Below are 20,704 nucleotides of genomic sequence, written 5' to 3'. Positions count from 1 at the left end.
ACGATGTTCGGCACTCGGGGTGCGTGTGCGTGACCTCACCTCGTACGCGAGGATTGGGGTATGCCCAACCGACTCGCGCTTGCTTCCTCCCCCTACCTCATCCAGCACGCGGACAACCCTGTTGACTGGTGGGAGTGGGAGCCCGCTGCCTTCGCGGAGGCTCGTCGACGAGGTGTGCCTGTTCTCCTCAGTGTGGGATACAGCTCCTGCCACTGGTGCCATGTGTTTGCCAGAGAGAGCTTTGAAGACGAGGTCGTCGCCGCTTTTCTGAACGAACACTTTGTCAACATCAAGGTTGACCGCGAAGAGCGCCCGGATATTGACGCCGTCTACATGGAAGCGGTGCAAGCCGCAACCGGGCAGGGCGGCTGGCCCATGACTGTGTTCCTCACCCCCGACGCCGAGCCTTTCTACTTCGGCACCTACTTCCCGCCCGCTCCCCGCAACGGGATGCCTTCCTTCCGGCAGGTCCTCGAAGGGGTGCGGGCAGCTTGGGCGGACCGCCGGGACGAGGTTGCCGAGGTCGCGGGAAAGATCGTGCGCGACCTTTCCCAGCGTGAGATCTCCTATGGCGACACCACTGCCCCCGGCGAGGAGGAGCTGACCCGGGCGCTCCTCGGTCTCACGCGGGACTACGACGCCCAGCATGGAGGGTTTGGCGGCGCTCCCAAGTTCCCGCCGTCCATGATCGTCGAGTTCCTGCTGCGGCATCATGCGCGGAGCGGCTCGGAGGGCGCGCTGCAGATGGCTGCGGATACGTGCGAGCGGATGGCCCGTGGCGGGATTTACGACCAACTCGGGGGCGGGTTTGCCCGCTATTCCGTTGATCGAGAGTGGCAGATTCCCCACTTTGAGAAGATGTTGTATGACAATGCGCTTTTGTGTCGCGTTTATGCCCACCTCTGGCGCGCCACCGGCTCCGAACTCGCCCGGCGTATCGCCCTGGAGACCGCCGACTTCATGGTGCGTGAACTCCGTACCGACGAAGGGGGGTTCGCGTCCGCGCTCGACGCCGACAGTGATGACGGGACTGGTCGACACGTCGAGGGTGCTTATTACGTCTGGACGCCGGCCCAGCTTGCCGAGGTGCTCGGCGATGAGGATGCGGCGCTTGCCTCGCACTACTTCGGGGTCACGGCGGACGGCACCTTCGAGGAGGGGGCGTCTGTTCTTCAACTTCCGCAGCACGAGGGGGTGTTCGACGCCGAGAAGGTCGACTCCATTCGGGTTCGGTTGCTCGAAGCCCGTGCCGCGCGGCCTGCTCCCGGGCGGGACGACAAGGTGGTCGCCGCCTGGAACGGGCTCGCCATCGCCGCGCTCGCCGAGACCGGGGCCTACTTCGAGCGGCCCGACCTTGTCGACGCCGCGCTTGCCGCCGCCGATCTTCTCGTACGGGTTCATCTGGACGACCGGGCGCATCTCGCCCGTACCAGCAAGGACGGTCAAGTCGGGGCGAACGCCGGGGTGTTGGAGGACTACGCCGATGTCGCCGAGGGGTTCCTCGCGCTGGCCTCCGTGACGGGGGAGGGGGTGTGGCTGGAGTTCGCCGGGTTGCTGCTCGACCATGTGCTCGTGCGGTTCGTCGATGCCGAGTCAGGGTCCTTGTACGACACGGCGAGTGATGCCGAGCAGCTCATTCGGCGGCCTCAGGATCCTACGGACAATGCGGTTCCCTCCGGGTGGAGTGCTGCTGCGGGGGCGTTGCTCGGGTATGCCGCGCAGACCGGGGCCGAGCCTCATCGGGCCGCTGCCGAGCGGGCGTTGGGGGTGGTGAAGGCGCTTGGGCCGCGTGTGCCTCGGTTCATCGGGTGGGGGCTGGCTGTTGCGGAGGCGTTGCTCGACGGGCCTCGGGAGGTTGCGGTCGTCGGGCCGGACCTTGGGGATCCGGCCACGATTGCTCTGCACCGGGTGGCGCTGCTCGCTACCGCTCCGGGGGCTGTTGTCGCTGTGGGGGTTGCGGACAGTGACGAGTTGCCGTTGCTTGCGGGGCGGCCGTTGGTCGGGGGTGCGCCGACTGCGTATGTGTGCCGGAACTTCACGTGTGATGCTCCGACGACTGATCCGGAGGGGTTGCGGGTGGCGTTGGGTGGCTGAAACGGGCGGTGCCCGTAGCGGGCTTTTTTCGCCCCCGCCGCCCCTACCCGTCCCATCCCTGGGGGCTGCGCCCCCAGACCCCCCTTTCGGCCTGAACGGCCTCGTCCTCAAACGCCGGACGGGCTGGATGTGGTGCCGGCCGGGGCTTGATCTTTTAGCCTGTCCGGCGTTTGAGGACAAGGCCCGTTCAGGGCCGACAGCGGGGGGCTGGGGGCGCAGCCCCCAGGGGATGGGTATGGGTAGGGGCGGCGGGGGCGAGGAAAGCGGCCCGCCCTCCCGCACCTCAGTCCCCCGGCAAGCCATGCTCCAGGACGTTCAGCGCCCGGTTCACCAGCTCGGTCAAGTCGGCCTCGCAGTTGTGCTCCGCCCAGTAGACGGTGATCTCCGCGAGGCCGCCGATCAGGGACATCGCGTAGACGCGGACCTCCAGGTCGGTGGAGTCGCGGCCGGTGCGTTCGGCGAGGACGCGGCAGAGGAGGCGGCCCGTTTCGGACATGCTCTCCATCATGCGGGAGCGGACCGCCGGTACCTCCAGCATCAGCCGGCTGCGCAGACGGATCACCCCGGGCTCCTCGGCCTTGGTGACACCGATGGCCTTCGTCACGACGTACCGCAGGGAGTCGATCCAGGGCTCGTCGGCCGGACGGCTGCGCAGCTCCTCCTCCATCAGGGCGTCGTACTCGTCGGTGAGCACGATGTCCTCCTTGGTGGGGAAGTAGCGGAACACCGTCGACTGCGACACCTCGGCGCGCTCGGCGATCTGCTCGATCGTCGTGGCGTCGTACCCCTGGTCCTCGATCAGTTCGTACGTCGCGGAACGGATCGCCATCCGGGTCTTGATCTTCTTCCGTTCACGGAGGCCCAGCTGGGGGCGGTCGGTGAGGGAAGAGGTACGTGCGGCCGTCATACGCGTCATTGTCGGTCATCGGGCCGGTCGGCTGCCATGTCCGGGGTGTTCGGGAGAAACGCTCCTGCCAGCAGGGCCGCCGCCAGCGCCGCCACTCCGCTCACCAGCAGGACCACGCCCATGCCATGGACGTACGCGCTGTTCGCGGAGGCCAGGAGATCCGCCGAGCCCGTCTTCTCCGCTATCAGGTGTGCCGCCACCACCGAGTCCCCTGCCGTGTCCGCCGCTCCCGCGGGCAGGCCCGTGACGTCCAGGCGGTCGCGGAACGTGCCCGCCAGCAGGCTGCCCAGCAGCGCGATGCCGATCGCGCCGCCGACCTGCCGCAGCGTCATCAGGAGCCCGGAGCCGCTGCCCGCGCGGTCGGCGGGCAGGGCGGCGAGGGCGCCGTCCATCGCCGGGACCACGGCGAAGCCGAAGCCGAAACCGGCGATGGTGAGCCACAGGGCCGTGTAGCCGTAGCTCGCGTCGACCGTCGTACGGCTGCCCAGGATCGCCGAGAAGGCCAGGATCACCAGGCCGGCCGTGACCGTCGCCCGTGAGCCGAACCTGGCTCCCAGCGGCTGTGCCGTCCGCGCGGCCACCATCAGGCCGCCCATCAGCGGCAGCAGCCGTACGCCCGTGCCCAGCGCGTCACTGCCCAGGACCGCCTGGAGATACGGCGGCAGGACGAACATCAGGCCGGACAGGACGAACATCACCAGCGTCGCCGCGACCGTGTTCAGCAGGAAGCCCCGCTGGGACAGCAGCGTCATGTCGAGCATGGGGCGGGTCGCCCGGCGTTCGCGGAGGACGAGGGTGGTGAGGAGTACGGCCGCCGCCGCGAACAGGGCCAGGACCAACGCGTCCGTCCAGCCCCGGGTCGGGGCCTCGATGATTGCGTAGATCAGTGCGGCCAGGCCCGTCGCCGTGAGTGTCGTGGAGATCATGTCCACCTTGGGGGAGGACGGGTCGCTGGTCTCCGGGAGCAGGAACACACAGGCCGCGATGCCTATGGCGACCATCGGGACGTTGATCAGGAAGACCGAGCCCCACCAGAAGTGGTTCAGGAGCCAGCCGCCGATGATCGGGCCCAGCGGCATACCGAGCGCGGAGGCCGCCGAGATGACACCGACCGCCTTGGTGCGCTCGTGGGACGGGAAGAGGGAGGGGAGGACCGAGAGTGCCAGCGGCATGACCAGGGCCGCGCCTACGCCCATCAGTGCTCGGGCCGCGACCACCCAGTTCACGTCGGGGGCCAGTGCGCCCACCAGGGAACCGGCCAGGAAGACGCCGAGGCCGGCGATCAGCATCCGGCGTCGTCCGAAGCGGTCGCCCAGCAGGCCCGCCGGGAGCATCAGGGCCGCGAACACGACGATGTACGCGTCCGCCATCCACTGCTGTTCGCCCGTGGTCGCGCCGAGCTGCTCGGCCATCGTCGGCAGCGCCACGTTGAGGATCGTCATGTCGAAGCCGAGGACGAGCATGCTCGCGACCAGGGCACCCAGGGCCCACCAGCGGCGGGGGTCGAGGGGTGGGGTGTCGGCCGTACCCGCGTCTGTGTTGGTGACAGTAGCCATGAAATGAGAGTAACTCTCAAAAGGTGGTGGGTGTCAAACTTCTCTTGTCGTCCGGGCATGAAAAATGGCCGCGGCTCGGAAGCCGCGGCCAGCAGGAAGGGGCGAGGGGGGCTAGTGCTGGTACGCCACCAGCGAGATCCCCACGTAGTGCGTCACGAACGCCGCGAGGGTCAGGGAGTGGAACACCTCGTGGAAGCCGAACCAGCGCGGTGACGGGTTGGGGCGCTTGATGCCGTAGATCACGCCGCCCGCGCTGTAGAGGATCCCGCCGACGATGACCAGTACCAGGACGGCGATACCACCCGCCCGCATGAAGTCCGGCAGGAAGAAGACCGCCGCCCAGCCCATCGCGATGTAGCAGGGGGTGTAGAGCCAGCGCGGGGCGCCGACCCAGAACACACGGAAGGCGATGCCTGCCCCGGCGGCACCCCAGATGCCCCACAGGAGCCACTGGCCCTTGCTCTCCGGGAGCAGCAGCATCGTGAGCGGCGTGTAGGTGCCCGCGATGATCAGGAAGATGTTCGCGTGGTCGAGCCTGCGCAGGACGCCGTCCATGCGCGGGCTCCAGGTGCCGCGGTGGTAGAGCGCGCTCACGCCGAACAGCAGGCAGGCGGTGAGGGTGAAGATCCCGCAGGCGATGCGTGCCCGGCTCGAACCGGCGAGCGCGGTGAGCACCAGGCCCGAGATGAGTACGGCCGGAAACATGCCGAGATGCAGCCAGCCGCGCAGCTTGGGCTTGATCTCATCGGAATGTGGCAGCGAGAGCGCCATGGGACCACGGCCGGCGGCCGGTGAGTCCAGAGGCGCGTCGGGGACGGACGCAGTCATGACGGGCATCGTACCTACGTAACCGTAAGTTACGCGTCAGTGCGGTGTGGGGAGGGGCTGGAAGTGGCCATCCTCTCACGCACATTGGGGATTCGGCACTACAGGTGAATGCGTGGTGACCCGGAGGAAACTCCAGAGGGAGTAAAGGGTGAGTGGCGATGGTCACGTCGCTCAGGTGTGGGGCCCTCTGGACAGATGGGCGCTCCAGTCGGATGATCAAATGAGTGCGGTCGGCACCGGATGAGCGCCAGAGATCAATTCCGTGAAGCATCCGGGTCGCGGCCCCCAAGGGGCAGTCAACAAAAAACCCTCATTCAAGGAGCAATCGTGGCGCGCGACATCGCGGCTCCCGTTCTCTCTGGCACGTCCCTCTCCGGCACCGTCCCGACCAACCACAAGCAACTGGTCTCGTGGGTGAACGAGATCGCAGAACTGACGCAACCGGACAGCGTGGTCTGGTGTGACGGATCCGAGGCCGAGTACGAGCGACTGTGCGAAGAGCTCGTCCAAAAAGGCACCTTCACGAAACTGGACCCGATCAAGCGCCCCAACTCCTACTACGCGGCCTCCGACCCGACCGATGTCGCCCGGGTCGAGGACCGCACCTTCATCTGCTCCGAGAAGGAGGAGGACGCGGGTCCGACGAACCACTGGAAGGACCCCGCCGAGATGCGGGCCATCTTCGCGGGGGACAAGGGCGTCTTCCGTGGCTCCATGAAGGGGCGGACGATGTACGTCGTCCCGTTCTGCATGGGCCCGCTGGGCTCGGACCTCTCCGCGATCGGCGTCGAGATCACCGACTCGGCGTACGTCGCCGTGTCCATGCGCACGATGACGCGCATGGGGCAGCCGGTCCTCGACGAACTCGGTACCGACGGTTTCTTCGTGCGTGCTGTGCACACGCTCGGGGCGCCGCTGGCCGAGGGCGAGGCCGATGTGCCGTGGCCGTGCAACTCCACGAAGTACATCTCGCACTTCCCGGAGTCCCGCGAGATCTGGTCGTACGGCTCCGGGTACGGCGGCAACGCGCTGCTCGGCAAGAAGTGCTATGCCCTGCGTATCGCGTCCGTCATGGCACGCGACGAGGGCTGGCTCGCCGAGCACATGCTCATCCTCAAGCTCACGCCTCCGCAGGGTGAGTCGAAGTACGTCGCCGCCGCCTTCCCGTCGGCCTGCGGCAAGACGAACCTCGCGATGCTGGAGCCCACGACTCGCGGCTGGACCGTCGAGACGATCGGCGACGACATCGCCTGGATGCGCTTCGGCGAGGACGGCCGGCTGTACGCCATCAACCCCGAGGCCGGTTTCTTCGGCGTCGCGCCCGGCACCGGTGAGCACACCAACGCCAACGCGATGAAGACCCTGTGGGGCAACTCCGTCTTCACCAACGTCGCCCTCACCGACGACGGCGACATCTGGTGGGAGGGCATGACGGAGGAGACTCCGGCCCACCTGACGGACTGGAAGGGCAATGAGTGGACGCCGGAGTCCGGAGTCCCGGCCGCCCACCCGAACGCCCGTTTCACCACCCCCGCCTCGCAGTGCCCGATCATCGCGCCCGAGTGGGAGGACCCCAAGGGCGTGCCGATCTCGGCGATCCTGTTCGGCGGGCGGCGCGCCACCGCCGTACCCCTCGTCACGGAGTCCTTCGACTGGAACCACGGTGTCTTCCTGGGCGCCAACGTGGCCTCCGAGAAGACGGCCGCCGCCGAGGGCAAGGTCGGCGAGCTGCGCCGGGACCCCTTCGCCATGCTGCCGTTCTGCGGCTACAACATGGGCGACTACATGGCCCACTGGATCGACGTGGCGAAGGACAAGGACCAGTCCAAGCTGCCGAAGATCTACTACGTCAACTGGTTCCGGAAGAACGACGAGGGCAAGTTCGTCTGGCCCGGCTTCGGTGAGAACAGCCGCGTCCTGAAGTGGATCGTGGACCGGCTGGACGGCAGGGCCGAGGGCGTCGAGACGCCGATCGGCGTTCTGCCGGCCAAGGGCGCGCTCGACACGGACGGCCTCGAACTCTCCGAGTCCGACCTCGACTTCCTGCTCACGGTCGACAAGGACGTGTGGCGCGAGGAGGCCGCCCTGGTCCCCGAGCACCTCAACACGTTCGGCGAGCACACCCCGAAGGAGCTGTGGGACGAGTACCGGGCGCTGGTGCAGCGTCTGGGCTGACGCCCACAGCCCGTAGAACTCCGCGGCCGGTCGGACTTGCCCTGACCTGCGACGTCGTCACGGCCGGCCGCGGTGACCACCATCCCCACGGGTGTTGTCGGTCATACATTCGTATGGTCGATCACCCGTGGTGATGGATTTTCGGCGGCCAGAGAGCGCAATACGGTCCCCGGGCGGGTGGAACGCCGGGTGTTCGGCGCATAGCTGCCGACATGCTCACATCTCATGTACGACCGGCCTGGCGCCGGTCCCGGGAAGGGCGCCGCAGATCATGGGCGGCCCGGACCGGCGTCGCGGCGGCCGTCGGACTCGCGCTCGTCCTGGTCCTGCCCGGCACCGCGCTCGCCGCCCCCGGCGACCTCGACCCCACCTTCAGCGGCGACGGCAAGGTGCTCACCGACTTCGCCGACGGTGACCAGGCCCGCGATGTGGCGGCGCAGCCCGACGGCAAGATCGTCTCCGTCGGCTCCTCCACCGACGAATCGCTGCTGGAGAGCCGCTTCGCGCTGACCCGCCACAACGCCGACGGCACCCTGGACACCGGCTTCGGCGGTGCCGACGGCGACGAGCCCGGCACGGTGACGACGGCCGTCAACAACATGGGCCCGAGCCTCCAGTGGAGCGAGGCCAACGCCGTGACGTTGCAGGCCGACGGCAAGATCGTCGTGGTGGGCATGAGCTGGCGGGAGTACGAGGACTGCTGCTGGTTCGTCGTCGCCCGCTACAACGCCGACGGCACCCTGGACGACACCTTCAGCGAAGACGGCAGGGTCTTCGCCGACATCGCCGGCCCGACCGAGGCCAAGGACGTGGCGATCGACTCCGCCGGCCGGATCGTCGCGGCCGGTTACACGGGCGGCCACATGGCGGTGCTCCGCCTCACCGGCGACGGCACTCCGGACACCACGTTCGGCGGCGACGGCACGGTCACCGCCAATCCGGCGGGGCCGGTCCTCCAGGAGGGCGGTGACGGCCGTGCCCTGGCGTTGCAGCCGGACGGGAAGATCGTCGTCGGGGGCGAGGTCGGTTCGACCCGTTTCGACTTCGCGCTGATGCGCTTCAACACCGACGGCAGCGTGGACACGGGCTTCGACGGCGACGGCATCGTCCGCACCGACTTCGGCGGCTACGACGCGGTGGGGTCGCTGGCGGTACAGACCGACGGCCGGATCGTCGCGGCGGGCGGCAGCGACGGCCGGGGCGCGCTGGCCCGCTACAACACCAACGGCAGCCTGGACACGAGCTTCGACGGTGACGGCCTGGTCGTCACGCCCGCCGCAGGCGCCGCCGGCATGGTGCTCCAGCCCGACGGGCGGATCGTCACCGCCGGCAGCAACGGCTCCGACTTCTCGGTCCTGCGGTACACCACCGGCGGCAGCCTGGACAGCGGCTTCGGCACCGGCGGGCGGGCCACCGCTGACTTCGGCGGCATCGACGTGGCGTACGGCGTGCAGCTCGACTCCACCGGCCGGATCGTCGCCGCCGGACGGGGCGGACCGGACGGCGACTTCGCCCTGGCCCGTTTCGAGGGAGGCGGCACTGCGCCGCCGCCTCCGGCCCCGGACCTGTCGGTCACGAAGAGCGGCACCGGCACCGTGAGCATCGGCGACCGTGCCACGTACACCGTGACGGTCACCAACACCACCGCCGGCACCTCGGCGACCGGCGTCACCCTCACCGACGCGCTCAGCGGCCCCGCCGTCTCGGTCGTCTCCGCGACCACCAGCCAGGGCAGCTGTACGACCAGTGCCACCGGCGCCAACTGCAACCTCGGCACCCTCACCGCCGGTACGCCCGGTGCCACGGTGACGCTCGTCGTGGAACCCCGCGCCACCGGCACCCTCAGGAACACCGCCACGGTTGCTGCGCCCCCGAGCGATCCGACCCCCGGCAACAACACCGCTACGGCGACCACAGCCGTGAACAACTCCCGGGGCTGCACGATCACCGGCACCAGCGCCTCCGAGACCCTCAACGGGACCGGCGGCAACGACGTGATCTGCGGTCTCGGCGGCAACGACATCATCCGCCCCGGGATCGGCAACGACACCGTCCACGGCAACTTCGGCAACGACAACATCGACGGCGCGTCCGGTGCCGACACCCTGAACGGCGGCCCGGGCAACGACACCCTGACCGGCAACATCGGCAACGACCGCCTCGACACCCGCGACGGCGTCGGCGGCAACGACACCGCCAACGGCGGCACCGGCTTCGACACCTGCACCACCGACCCGGGCGACACCCGCATCAGCTGCCCCTGAGCAGCAGCACACGGTGTACGTCAGTCGCCCAGCCCGCCGCTGCGGGGCCCCCGGCCCTCCAGATAGCGGGTGTGCGACTCCTGGCGGCGGGCCTCGATCTCCCTGAGGCCCGCCGCCAACGCCTCGGCCTCGTCCCGCAAGAGCGCGAGCTGCCGCTCCAGATGCCGTTCCGGCGGCTCCTGACCCGGCGCGAGCCGCGTCCACCACCGCGTCCGTACGAAGCTGTCGACGGCCTCGGGCAGGTCCTGCCGCACGATCCGCGACAGCGCGTGCACGCCCTCCGGGTCCTGCGCCAGTACGTCCGTCACCCACCCGGGCTCCAGCAACGCACCGACCAGCCCGGACAGTTCGGTCACCTGCCCGGCCGCCGCCGGTGGCAGCTCGACCTGGCCCAGATAGGCGCCCAGCCGTTCGAAGTCCCCGCGCAGCTCGTCGAGTTGGGCGGAGAGCTGCGCCGACGGGTCGGGGAAGTCCGGCAGCGGCTGACGCTCCGGCGGGGCGATCAGCGCGCCCGCGCCGTACAGTCCCGCGACCACGACCGGCCAGTAGGGCCCCGCCACACCCGTGAATGTCAGGGCCAGCCCCACCAGCCCGCACACACTCCCGGCGATGTTCTTGCGGGACTCCAGATACCCCACGAACCTACTGGTAGCCACGGATCTCCTTGAAGGCGCCGTCGAGCGAGCCCTTCTGGGCGTCGAAGAGACGGCCGCCGGTCAGCTCGGCGATGTGCGCCAGCTCGGCGCGGTCGGAGTCGCCGAACAGGATGGGGAAGACGGGGATCTCCCTTTGACGGGAGGGGAGTCGGCGGTAGAAGCCGTCGAACTCCGCTGCCTTCGCGCCCGCCGTGTTCTCGCCGTCCGTCATCAGCACGATCGACGTGAACGTGTCGCGGTCGGCGCTGAGTTGCTCGTACGCCTTCTCCAGCGAGGTGTAGATCGCGGTGTCGCCGTCCGCTTCGAGGGCGTCGGTGTCCCGGCGGATCGCGTCGAGCCCGCTCTGCGGATCGGTGGGGCTCACGACATGCGTCGACACGCTCTTCACGTCCGACCCGAACGGCATCAGCGTGACCTCCTCGCGGTGCCGGAAGTCGCCGGTGAGACCCTTCAGCGCCTCCTTCAGGCCGGACAGCCGGTCGCCCTCCATCGAGCCCGAGGTGTCCAGGACGTACACGGTCCGCGAGGGGCGGCGCAGCTTGTTCTCGTACGCGTCGAGCAGACCGTCGGCCACCGATCGGCTGCCGGGGAAGGGGAGTTCGCGGCGGCGGGAGGTGTCGAGGCCGGTCGCGGGCGGTACGGAGGCGATGACCGGGCGGCGGTGGGTCGTGCTCGTGATCTGGCGCTGGGTCGCCGGGGTGCGCAGGGCCTCCGTCAGGCGTCGGACGTCCTCGCGGGTGGCCGCGTCGGTGGAGGAGAGGGAGGTGATGGGGTAGTCGGCGGTGACGACTCCGTCGCGCGGGCGGATCACCGTCAGCTCCGGGATGCCCTTGAGGACGGACTCGTAGTTGAGCAGGGCGTCCACGGTGCCGCGCCGGTCGTAGGCGGCGGCCAGCCAGCCCGACGAACTGGACGTCAGCTTCTGCCCCTTGAAGAACTCCTTCAGCCGGGGCGACGCCTTCTCGACATCCGCGTCGGTGAGCGCGGACTGGGCTCCGGACAGCCCCGAGGCCACCGAAACCAGCGTGGAGAAGCCGGAGTTGGAGCGCGCCGGGTCGGTCATGCCGTACGTCAGCTTCCCGTCCCGTACGGCCTGCTCCACCTGGGACCAGGTGACCTGGTCCGGCTGCCAGCCCAACTCCGCGACGGTGGCGGGCCTTACGCCGATGGCGACCGGGCTCGACATGATCGGCGTCTCGGACACGACCTTCTTCGCCGCGTCCGGGCGCAGCCGCAGATAGTCGTTGGAGGACAGCCACAGGGCGTCGTACCGCCCGTCCGTCTTCCCGTTCGCCAGCATGTCGATGGCGTCCAGGGTGCCCATGTAGGTGGGCCGGACCTTGATGCCGGTGTCCTTCTCGACCCGGTCGAGGACCGGCGTCATGTCGGACAGCTCGCTGGAGGCGAGGACACGGAGGGTGCCGGGCTCGGGGGAGCCGTTGTCGAAGAGCTCCTCGGGTTCCTGCTGTGCCGTGCAGGCGGTCAGGAGGGCGGTGGCGGCGAGTGCGACGGCGGCCAGTCGGCGTCTGATGCTCATATCCGGCCCCCGTCGAGCGCGCTCTGCGAGCGGCTGCGGTCCAAGTAGGCGCTGGCGTGCTGGAGTTCGGAGGTCAGCGACTCCACGGTCGCCGCCATCGCCTCCGTCGCCCGGACCTTGTAGGTGTCGATGGTGTCGAGGGTGCGGTAGATCTGCTGGAAGGCCGTTCGGAGGGTCTCCGCCCCCACGGCCGGATCGGCGGCGATGCGCTGGATCTCCCCGCTCTGCGTGGCGAGCATCTCCGCGTTGCCCCGGATCAGGTCCTCGGTCGTGCCGCGCAACGCGTTGACCTGCTCGATGACCTTCTTCTGGTTGTCGAGGGCGGACGCCAGCATGACGGAGATGCGCAGCGCGGACACGGTCGTGGTGGCCGCGCGGTCGACCCCCTTGATCAGTTCGTCGTTGTTGCGGCGTACGACGTCCATGGCGAGGTAGCCCTGGGCACACACCGCGAGTTGGGTCAGCAGGTCCTGGTGCTTCTGCCGGACCGGGAAGAGGACGTCGGCGCGGAGGTGGTCGGCGGCCGTCGGATCGGTCGACTCCAGTCCGCCGATGTGCTGTTCGACGGCGGAGTCCAGGGCTTCGGTCAGGACGACGTACTCCTGGAGCTTGCCCATGGTCTCCCAGAGGCGGACGCGTTCGGTCTGGAGGGCCGCGCTGTCTCTGCGCAGCTCGTCCTGTCCGCCGCGCAGCGAGCCCACGATCTTGTTCAAGGTCGCCTGCGAGGAGGCGTACTTGGCGACGTGGTCGCGCAGCTTGTTGCCCCCGGGCAGTCTGGACAACAGCTTCCGGCCCTTGCCCGTGGGCAGGTCACGCGGGTCCAAGTCCTCGACCACACGCCGGAGTTCGACGAGCGAGCCCGCGACCTGCGACTGCGCGTCCCCGCCCTTGTCGGGCAGGCTGCGGACGGCCCGCTCCAGCATGCGGTTGGACTGCGCGGCGGCGGTTCGCATCTCACCAGCACCCAGGCCGGTGATCTCCCCCACCCGGCCCGCGAACTCGGGCGAGCGGGCGTCGAGGGAGGCGAGCTGTCCGACGTACTCGGCGGCCTTGCGGGCCATCTCCGTACGGACACCGTCGTCGACGGGGACGAGCCCGCCGGCCTTCTCGCGCGGCACGGCCGCGACGGGTTCGGGCGCGGTGAGCGTGAAGACGTCGTCACCGCTGAGGCTGGTGTTCTGACTGCTGTTCTGATCCGGAGCGTAGATCGGATTCTGGCTCGGATCCTGACTCGGATTCTGGTTCGGCTTCTGGTAGTTCACGTGCGATTCCCCCTGGTTACGACTGGCTCCGGGCCCGGCGCGCCATCTCGCGCAGCACCTCGGAGGTGGGCACGGGCGCCTGCCGGACGCCGGTCAGCTTCTGGTTGAGGTAGGCGGCGTCGGCCGCGGTGGCCGCGACGAACTCGGCGGCGTCGCCCTGCGGCCGGAACCCGTGCCGGACGGCGAGCTTGCGCAACACCGGGTCGTCACTGAGGAGTTCACCGAGCGCACGGCCCTCCTCGGTCAGCGGTACGACGGTGTGGTCGCTGTTGGCCGTGGTGTCGGGGTAGAGGACGGTGAGGTCACCGGCGCCCTGCTGACCGCCGGTGCCGTCGCTGTCGCCGAGCAGGGAGGCGACCTGCGACTCGTACACGAGCACCAGCGGATTGCCGGCGCCGCTCACGAAGTCCCGGAACGCCGCGTCGGAGCTGGGCTGTTGGGCGCCCTGGACGCTGATCAGCTTGTGCATGAGGGGTGCGGTGCGGTCGACGTCGGCGTCGCTCGCGACCACCCGGCCGCCGTTCGCCACATAGCTGGTCGCGGCGAGGTAGAGGGCACCGGAGCTGGAACTCTCCGGGTCGGTGGAGGCGATGTAGAGGGTGCCGGTCAACTCCCCGTATTTCTCAGCCCCCTTGAGCTGCTGCCAGGTGCGGTCCTCGCCCGCTGCCTTGACGTAGGCGGCCATCTTGAGGGTGCCGCGATGCTGCCCCTTGTCGAGAGTGGCGAGTCCGTTGGCGGCCAGCACTTCGGCGGCGTTGCGGTGGGCCACGACGACGAGCGGCGAGTAGAAGGGCCTCGGGAGCGGCTGGCGTGCCTTGTACTTGACGGCCAGTTCGTCGGCGGGCGCCTGGCTGGACGGGAACGCGAAGTCGTGGTCCTTCAGGTCGAGGCCCTCCATGGCCCACGACCCGGAGGTCTCCGTCCGTACGGTGTAGCCCTTGGCGGCAAGGGCCTTCACCACGTCGGGATCGGCGAAGAACTCGGCCTTCTCCGACCCGATGACTCCGTGCACGGTCTTCGTTGCCGTGCTCTGGTCCCCGTTGTCCCGGCCTGCCACGACAGCTGCCACCACGCCGCCGATCAGCAGGACCGCGAGGACAATCCCTGCGATTCGTCTCACGCCGGGAGCGTGCTCCCGGAATCCAACGTTCCCCGGCTACGAGGATGAACGGCGAGTGAAGCACCGGTCCCGGTACGCAACGGAATCCAGCCAACGCAGGGGACTGCACCCCCTGAGGGGCGGTAGCCCCTAGGGGGCGCGGGGAACTGCGCGACCAGCCACGGACGGCCGGCAGCCGCACACAACAGAAGCAACCCCTGCTCAAGCGAACGCAGTGCTGTGGCACCCGGTCCGCGCGTCGCTGCGGGAGCGCGCGGACCGGGGCCGTAGGGGGAGCCCCGGAGGGGGCTAGCGGGACGCGAGCGCCCGAGGCCCGCTGGCCTCCGCGTGGGCGTCCATACGTTCGGCGGCGAGGATCGCGGCGGCCGTGTCGGCCCGCGAGGCCGCGACGACCAGGGCTCGCCCGGCGAGGGCGTGGGCCCGCCGGTGCAGGGCGGTGACTTCGGGCGCGGCGCTGCGGGGCGCCGATGCGCGAGCGGGCGTACGTCCGCGCCGCAACCTGCTCACCTCGGCGGTGAGACGCTCCGCCGCCGCGTCCAGATCGGCGGAGGGCGCGACAGCGCGCAGCTCGTCGGTCGCGGTGAGAAGCGCGGCGAGGTGACCGGCCAGCTGAATGTCCAGCTCTTCCTCGCGCGACCGGTGGGGAAAGTCCGGGGCGGCGCCGGCCAGCGTGCTGTGGACCGACGGGGTGCGGATCGGTTCGTACATGGGGAGATGGCCTCCTGTGCGCTGACAGGAAACCATCCTAGCTTAGATTCTGTCTAAAGTTGACCCCGGTCGCAGAGGGTGAGCCCCCGGCTACTACGGCTGGCTGTAGCCGTCCAGGAACGTGCCGATACGGGTCACCGCGTCGCGCAGATCGCCGACCGTCGGCAGCGTCACCACGCGGAAGTGATCCTGCTCGGGCCAGTTGAAGCCCGTACCGTGCACGACCATGATCTTCTCGCGGCGGAGCAGGTCCAGGACCATCCGCCGGTCGTCCTTGATCTTGAAGACGTTCGGGTCGAGACGCGGGAAGAGATAGAGCGCGCCCTTCGGCTTCACACAGGTGACGCCCGGAATCTTGGTGAGCAGCTCGTACGCCACGTCCATCTGCTCCTTGAGCCGCCCGCCCGGCAGCACCAGGTCGTTGATGGTCTGGCGCCCGCTGAGCGCGGCGACGACACCGTGCTGGCCCGGCATGTTCGCGCACAGGCGCATGTTCGCCAGGATCGTCAGGCCCTCGATGTAGGAGTCGGCGTGTGCGCGGGGGCCGGAGATGGACATCCAGCCGACGCGGTAACCGGCGACGCGGTACGCCTTCGACATGCCGTTGAAGGTGAGGGTGAGGAGGTCGGGGGCGATCTTCGCGGTCGAGGTGTGCGTGGTGCCGTCGTACAGGATCTTGTCGTAGATCTCGTCCGAGCAGACCAGGAGGTTGTGGCGGCGGGCGATGTCGGTCAAGCCCCGGAGCATCGCATCGTCGTACACCGCGCCCGTCGGGTTGTTCGGGTTGATGATGACGATCGCCTTGGTGCGGTCGGTGACCTTGCGCTCGATGTCCGCGAGGTCCGGCATCCAGTCGGCCTGCTCGTCGCAGCGGTAGTGGACCGCCGTACCGCCGGAGAGGGAGACCGCCGCCGTCCACAGGGGGTAGTCGGGGGCCGGGACGAGCACCTCGTCGCCGTCGTCGAGCAGGGCCTGCATCGCCATCACGATCAGCTCGGAGACGCCGTTGCCGATGAAGACGTGCTCGACGTCCGTCTCGATGCCGAGGGTCTGGTTGTGCATGACGACGGCCCGGCGCGCGGCCAGCAGTCCCTTCGCGTCGCCGTAGCCGTGGGCCGACGACACGTTGCGGAGGATGTCCTCCAGGATCTCGGGCGGAGCCTCGAAGCCGAAGGCGGCCGGGTTGCCGGTGTTCAGCTTGAGAATGCGATGCCCTGCCGCCTCCAGCCGCATCGCCTCTTCGAGAACCGGGCCCCGGATCTCGTAACAGACGTTGGCGAGCTTGGTCGACTGGATCAGCTGCATGGCGGTGAGTTTACGGGGCCGTAATGCGTGGGGCGTCGTGTTATCCGCCACGTGAGATCGCGGCGGGGGTGCGACTGGGGCGCTTGCGCCGGTGACTGTCTGTGAGAGGCCTCTCGCTCTGGACTGTGCCTCCGCGTCATGGCGTCCCGAGCTCGAGAACGGCACGGCCGCTGGGCGGGAGGCCGGAACCTGGGCAGTGCCGCTGTCCGGTGGACCGTCTCGTTCGACATCGCCCTCGACGAGAGCAGCACTTCCAGTGGAGAGTGGGCCAGGTGACCGCAGGCCTGCTGCATCTCCGGGAAAAGCGCTTCAGCGGTTATCTGGTGGTCAAGATTCCGCATGAACTGGACACTGAGGTCGAAGCTGTGATCGCCGCATATATGAACGGCCCCGAGTCGGCCAGACGGGAAATGGTCGACGGCGTAAACGGCCGGAGCGCAGCGGTGCTCAGCGTGTACGGGCAACGGATGGCATCGGTGGCGGTCCGATCCGGTTCGGTAGGACCTCTGCGGCGCGGCCTCGTCGCCATTGGCTTGGCAGAGGGGCGTCTCGACGACCCACGCGACAACCTGTTCGTTCTCGCCGCCGCCAATGACAGCGCGTCTCTCATCGGCACTTCTCTCCGGACGGTCATCGCCGACGTGGCAGACGTGCTGCCCTCTGCGGGACTGGCAGGGCTCAGCCATGTCTGCCGGGCGGGTCGCCGTGGCTGTTCCCGGCGGTAACTGTCCCCAACTGTCTCCGTAAACCCTTTCGTCCCTAGAATGCGCGCTCATGTCATGGCAGAACGGGACGCACGGCGCGGAGAACGGGGCGTACGGTGCGAACGCCGCGAACGAGGCGGCGGGTGCGCACGACGGCCTCGGTGTTCACCCGGATCCGGCCGGGCACGCTCAGTCACCGAACGTCTACCATCCGCAGGCCGATACCGGTCGCACCCCGGAGTACGACGCGTACGTGGACCCTGCCGCCGCCCACGGCTGGCAGAACGCGTACGACGAGACGGCCGAGCTGCCGACGATGCGTGCCGTCGGTGCGGGTGCGCAGGCTGCTGCTACGGGTGCGGCCGTCGGAGAGGCGGTGGCCGGGCACCGCCGCAAGAAGAGTGCGTCGAGTCGGCGCGGGGTGGTGGTCGGGGCTGTCGCCGGGGCGGTGGGCGTGGTGTCGGCGGCGGCCCTGATCCTGGGGTTCGGCGGCTCGGACGCGCCCTCGGGCGGCGGGTCGGGGGACGAGGGGGAGCGGGCGCGTCCCACGGCGGAGGCGTCCGTGACACCCGGGGAGGCGTCGGCCGTCACCGGCTCCCCGGACCCCGCTGGCGCCGGGCCTTCGGATGCGGCGCTCGCCTCTCCAGGGGGCGCGCGGGATGCGTCCGGCGGCTCCGCGTCGCCCACCGCCCCCTCCAGCGCCGCCCCGGCGACCTCCGCCTCCCCCTCCTCCGCCGTCTCCCCGACCGGCGACTCGGCCCCGGGCAACTCGGGGAGCAACCCGGGGCGGGGCAAGGACGGAACCAAGGGGCCTAAATAGCAGGAGAGTTGGGCAGAAATCCCGGCCGGATGCACCCCTCGTCAACCGGCCGGAAACGATTCCTTGCCTCAGTCGCCCCTCCCGCATCACAATGCGCATGACAAAAAGCGAGCGGCCGGAAAACCTCCGGTCGCTCCTTCGTACGAGGGGACCCCCACATGAACAAGCCTCTCCTTGCCGCGCTCGCAGCCCTGGTGATCACCGGGGCGGGAGCGGTACCCGCGGTCGCCGCGCAGGCCGACACGGCCGCGTCCGTCGGGAAGAGCACCACGAGCACCACGAGCACCACGAGCACCACCGTCAAGGCGGCTGCCGCCCCCGCCATCCAGGCCGTCAACTTCGCCGGCACCGTCTCGCTCTCCAACTGTTCCGGCTCGCTCGTCCGCTTCCCCAGCTCCGAGTCCGACGACCCGGCGCTGGTCATGTCCAACGGGCACTGCCTGGAGACCGGCTTCCCGGCCGCCGGCGAGGTCATCGTCGACCAGGCGTCCACCCGTACCTTCGGGCTGCTGAACGCCGCGGCGACCCGGGTCGGCACCCTGCGCGCCAGCAAGATCGCGTACGCGACGATGACCGACACGGACGTCTCGATCTACCAGCTCACGACCACGTACGCGCAGATCGCCAGCAGCTACGGCATCAGCCCGCTCACCCTCAATGACACCCACCCGGTCGCCGGTACGGCGATCACGGTCGTCTCCGGCTACTGGAAGCGGACGTACGCCTGCAACATCGACGGCTTCGCCTACCGGCTCAAGGAGGGTGAGTGGACCTGGAAGGACTCGGTCCGTTACACCTCCGCGTGCCAGACGATCGGCGGGACGTCTGGGTCGCCGGTTGTCGACAACGCGACGGGGAATGTCGTTGCCGTCAACAACACCGGTAATGAGGACGGGGAGACCTGCACCGACAACAACCCGTGCGAGGTTGATGCGAGCGGCAACGTGACTGTTCGTGAGGGCATCAACTATGCGCAGGAGACGTACCAGATTCCGGCTTGCTTCGGTCTCGACAACAAGTTGGATCTGAGTCGTAGTGGGTGTGTTCTGCCCAAGCCGTAGCGCTCGGGGGGCATGTACCGCGCCGTCGTGGCTTGTCGCGCAGTTCCCCGCGCCCCTTAGGGGCGCGGGGTTCGCCTGACCGACCTGCCTGCCAGTACGTCTGTTCGGCGGCCGTTCTCCATCACGAAGCGGCCGTCGATCAGGACGTGTGGGATGCCCGTGGGGAGGGTGCGCGGGGTTTCGAAGGTGGAGCCTGCCGCCACCGTTGCCGGGTCGAAGAGGACCAGGTCGGCTCGGTAGCCCTCGCGGATCAGGCCTCGGTCCGGGAGGCGTAGGCGGGCCGCCGGGCGTGCGGTCAGGTGGGCCACGCACTCCTCCAGGGAGAGGATCCCCAACTCCCTTACGTAGCGGCCGAGATACTGCGGGAACGTGCCGTATGCGCGTGGGTGCGGTTTCGTGCCCTGGAGGATGCCGTCCGAGCCGCCCGTGTGGACGCGGTGGCGCATGATCGTGCGGACGTTCTCCTCGTGGCCCACGTGCTGGAGGATCGTCGTGCCCAGGCGGTCGGTCAGCAGGAGGCGGCGGGCCGTCGTCCACGGGGTCTCGGCTCGCGAGTTCGCCGACTCCTGGATCGTGCGGCCCACATGACCCGTGAGGTCAGGGTCCGTCACGCCCGAGATCTCGATCGTGTCCCACTCGATGGGGACGCCGTGGCAGCCGTCGGCTCCGACGACCTCCATGTGGTGGCGGATGCGTTCAGCGGTCGTGTCGTCCGTCAGGCGCTTGAGAATCTCCTGCGGGCCGCCCTCGCTCGCCCAACTCGGCAGCATCGCCACGAGCGTTGTGCTGCCGGGCGTGTAGGGGTACGTGTCCAGGGTCAGGTCCGCTCCGGCCGACAGTGCCTCGTCCAGGAGCGTCAGCAGCTCCGGTGCCCGGCCCTCGTTCACGCCGAAGTTCATCGTGGCGTGGGCCAGGTGGAGCGGGCAGCCGGCCTCCTTCGTCAGCTGCACCATCTCCGCGTACGCCTCCAACGCGCCCGCCCCGTACGAGCGGTGGTGCGGGCAGTAGTAGCCGCCGTACCGCGCCACCACCCGGCACAGTTCCGTGAGTTCGGCGTCCTTGGCGTACATGCCGGGGGTGTAGGTGAGCCCGGACGACATGCCCACCGCGCCCTGTTCCATCCCCTCCGCGACCAACTGCCGCATCCGGTCCAGCTCTTGGGGGGTCGCCTCGCGGTCCTCCCAGCCGACGGCCAGCATGCGGACCGTCCCCTGCGGGATGAGGTAGGCCGCGTTGACGGCGATGCCCTCCCCTCCGAACCCCCGGTCCAGCCGGTCGAGATACTCGCCCACCGATCGCCAGTCGAAGTCGATGTCGTCGCCGTTGCCGTTCCAGCCGGTGATCGCGCGGCGGACCTCGGCGAGGGTGCGGTCGTCGACCGGGGCGTACGACAGGCCGTCCTGGCCCAGGACTTCGAGGGTCACCCCCTGTGCGGCCTTCGCGCTGTGGTCGGGGTCGCGGAGCAGAGCCAGGTCGCTGTGGGCGTGCATGTCGATGAAGCCGGGGGAGAGGGTGAGCCCGGAGGCGTCCAACTCCCTCCGTGCCCTTGGGCGTTGGCAGCCCGCTGCCGCCGCCTCCTGGACGATCGAGACGATCCTGCCGCCGTCGACCACCACATCCGCGCGGTACGACGGGCCGCCCGAGCCGTCCACGACGTCCGCGTCCCGAATGACCAGCTCTTCCATACCCGGCCTCCTTGCGTCGCGT

16 protein-coding genes are annotated in these 20,704 nt (G+C 69.3%); 6 read left to right on the top strand and 10 right to left on the bottom strand.

Annotated elements, in window-relative coordinates; translation table 11 throughout:
• Window positions 1–60: 60 nt before the first annotated feature.
• Window positions 61–2,094, top strand: a complete 2,034-nt coding sequence (locus tag OG787_RS16290) for a thioredoxin domain-containing protein (protein WP_369036054.1) — start codon at window positions 61–63, stop codon at window positions 2,092–2,094.
• Between the two features lie 283 nt (window positions 2,095–2,377).
• Here the strand turns inward: OG787_RS16290 and OG787_RS16285 are convergent, their stop codons facing one another.
• From OG787_RS16285 to OG787_RS16275, 3 genes are all read right to left on the bottom strand, one after another.
• Window positions 2,378–3,001, bottom strand: a complete 624-nt coding sequence (locus OG787_RS16285) for a TetR/AcrR family transcriptional regulator (RefSeq protein ID WP_369036055.1) — start codon at window positions 2,999–3,001, stop codon at window positions 2,378–2,380.
• Between the two features lie 5 nt (window positions 3,002–3,006).
• On the bottom strand, window positions 3,007–4,557 hold the full coding sequence (locus OG787_RS16280) for an MFS transporter (protein ID WP_369036056.1): 1,551 nt from the start codon (window positions 4,555–4,557) through the stop codon (window positions 3,007–3,009).
• Window positions 4,558–4,668: 111 nt separating this feature from the next.
• A complete protein-coding gene (locus tag OG787_RS16275; protein ID WP_369036057.1) occupies window positions 4,669–5,385 on the bottom strand; it encodes a hemolysin III family protein in 717 nt (238 codons plus the stop codon).
• Between the two features lie 327 nt (window positions 5,386–5,712).
• On the opposite strand from OG787_RS16275, the gene OG787_RS16270 reads away from it, so the two are divergent.
• Together OG787_RS16270 and OG787_RS16265 are read left to right on the top strand one after the other, a co-directional pair.
• A complete protein-coding gene (locus OG787_RS16270) occupies window positions 5,713–7,560 on the top strand; it encodes a phosphoenolpyruvate carboxykinase (GTP) (protein WP_405535588.1) in 1,848 nt (615 codons plus the stop codon).
• Between the two features lie 212 nt (window positions 7,561–7,772).
• Window positions 7,773–9,824 (top strand): calcium-binding protein, encoded by a 2,052-nt coding sequence (locus tag OG787_RS16265; RefSeq protein WP_405535587.1) that lies wholly within the window; start codon window positions 7,773–7,775, stop codon window positions 9,822–9,824.
• Window positions 9,825–9,844: 20 nt separating this feature from the next.
• On the opposite strand, the gene OG787_RS16260 is transcribed toward OG787_RS16265, so the two are convergent.
• The 6 genes from OG787_RS16260 to OG787_RS16235 all read right to left on the bottom strand — a co-directional run bounded on the left by OG787_RS16260 (window position 9,845) and on the right by OG787_RS16235 (window position 16,412).
• The gene (locus OG787_RS16260) at window positions 9,845–10,480 is read right to left on the bottom strand and encodes a hypothetical protein (protein WP_405535586.1); all 636 of its coding nucleotides are present in this window, start codon (window positions 10,478–10,480) and stop codon (window positions 9,845–9,847) included.
• Complete coding sequence (locus OG787_RS16255; RefSeq protein WP_405535585.1) at window positions 10,467–12,017, bottom strand: substrate-binding and vWA domain-containing protein; 1,551 nt, start codon at window positions 12,015–12,017, stop codon at window positions 10,467–10,469. Before OG787_RS16255 ends, OG787_RS16260 begins: the two co-directional genes overlap by 14 nt.
• On the bottom strand, window positions 12,014–13,225 hold the full coding sequence (locus OG787_RS16250; protein WP_405540501.1) for a toxic anion resistance protein: 1,212 nt from the start codon (window positions 13,223–13,225) through the stop codon (window positions 12,014–12,016). The genes OG787_RS16255 and OG787_RS16250 overlap by 4 nt, the downstream gene beginning before the upstream one ends.
• A gap of 70 nt (window positions 13,226–13,295) precedes the next feature.
• The gene (locus OG787_RS16245) at window positions 13,296–14,399 is read right to left on the bottom strand and encodes a hypothetical protein (protein WP_405535584.1); all 1,104 of its coding nucleotides are present in this window, start codon (window positions 14,397–14,399) and stop codon (window positions 13,296–13,298) included.
• A gap of 288 nt (window positions 14,400–14,687) precedes the next feature.
• Window positions 14,688–15,107 (bottom strand): hypothetical protein, encoded by a 420-nt coding sequence (locus OG787_RS16240; RefSeq protein WP_369036063.1) that lies wholly within the window; start codon window positions 15,105–15,107, stop codon window positions 14,688–14,690.
• Between the two features lie 93 nt (window positions 15,108–15,200).
• Window positions 15,201–16,412, bottom strand: coding sequence for a pyridoxal phosphate-dependent aminotransferase (locus OG787_RS16235; RefSeq protein WP_405535583.1), 1,212 nt, complete (start codon window positions 16,410–16,412; stop codon window positions 15,201–15,203).
• A gap of 272 nt (window positions 16,413–16,684) precedes the next feature.
• Here OG787_RS16235 and OG787_RS16230 point away from each other — a divergent pair, with 272 nt between their 5' ends.
• From OG787_RS16230 to OG787_RS16220, 3 genes are all read left to right on the top strand, one after another.
• Entirely contained in the window at window positions 16,685–17,137 is a 453-nt protein-coding gene (locus tag OG787_RS16230) for a hypothetical protein (RefSeq protein ID WP_405535582.1), read from the top strand.
• A gap of 49 nt (window positions 17,138–17,186) precedes the next feature.
• Complete coding sequence (locus OG787_RS16225; protein WP_405535581.1) at window positions 17,187–17,936, top strand: hypothetical protein; 750 nt, start codon at window positions 17,187–17,189, stop codon at window positions 17,934–17,936.
• Window positions 17,937–18,094: 158 nt separating this feature from the next.
• Entirely contained in the window at window positions 18,095–18,997 is a 903-nt protein-coding gene (locus OG787_RS16220; RefSeq protein ID WP_405535580.1) for a serine protease, read from the top strand.
• Window positions 18,998–19,053: 56 nt separating this feature from the next.
• On the opposite strand, the gene OG787_RS16215 is transcribed toward OG787_RS16220, so the two are convergent.
• Entirely contained in the window at window positions 19,054–20,682 is a 1,629-nt protein-coding gene (locus OG787_RS16215; RefSeq protein ID WP_405535579.1) for an amidohydrolase family protein, read from the bottom strand.
• Window positions 20,683–20,704: the final 22 nt, after the last annotated feature.

This window comes from Streptomyces sp. NBC_00075 (assembly GCF_045041225.1).
Classification (GTDB): Bacteria; Actinomycetota; Actinomycetes; order Streptomycetales; family Streptomycetaceae; genus Streptomyces; species Streptomyces adonidis.
This window is presented reverse-complemented; position numbering and strand designations above follow the sequence as displayed.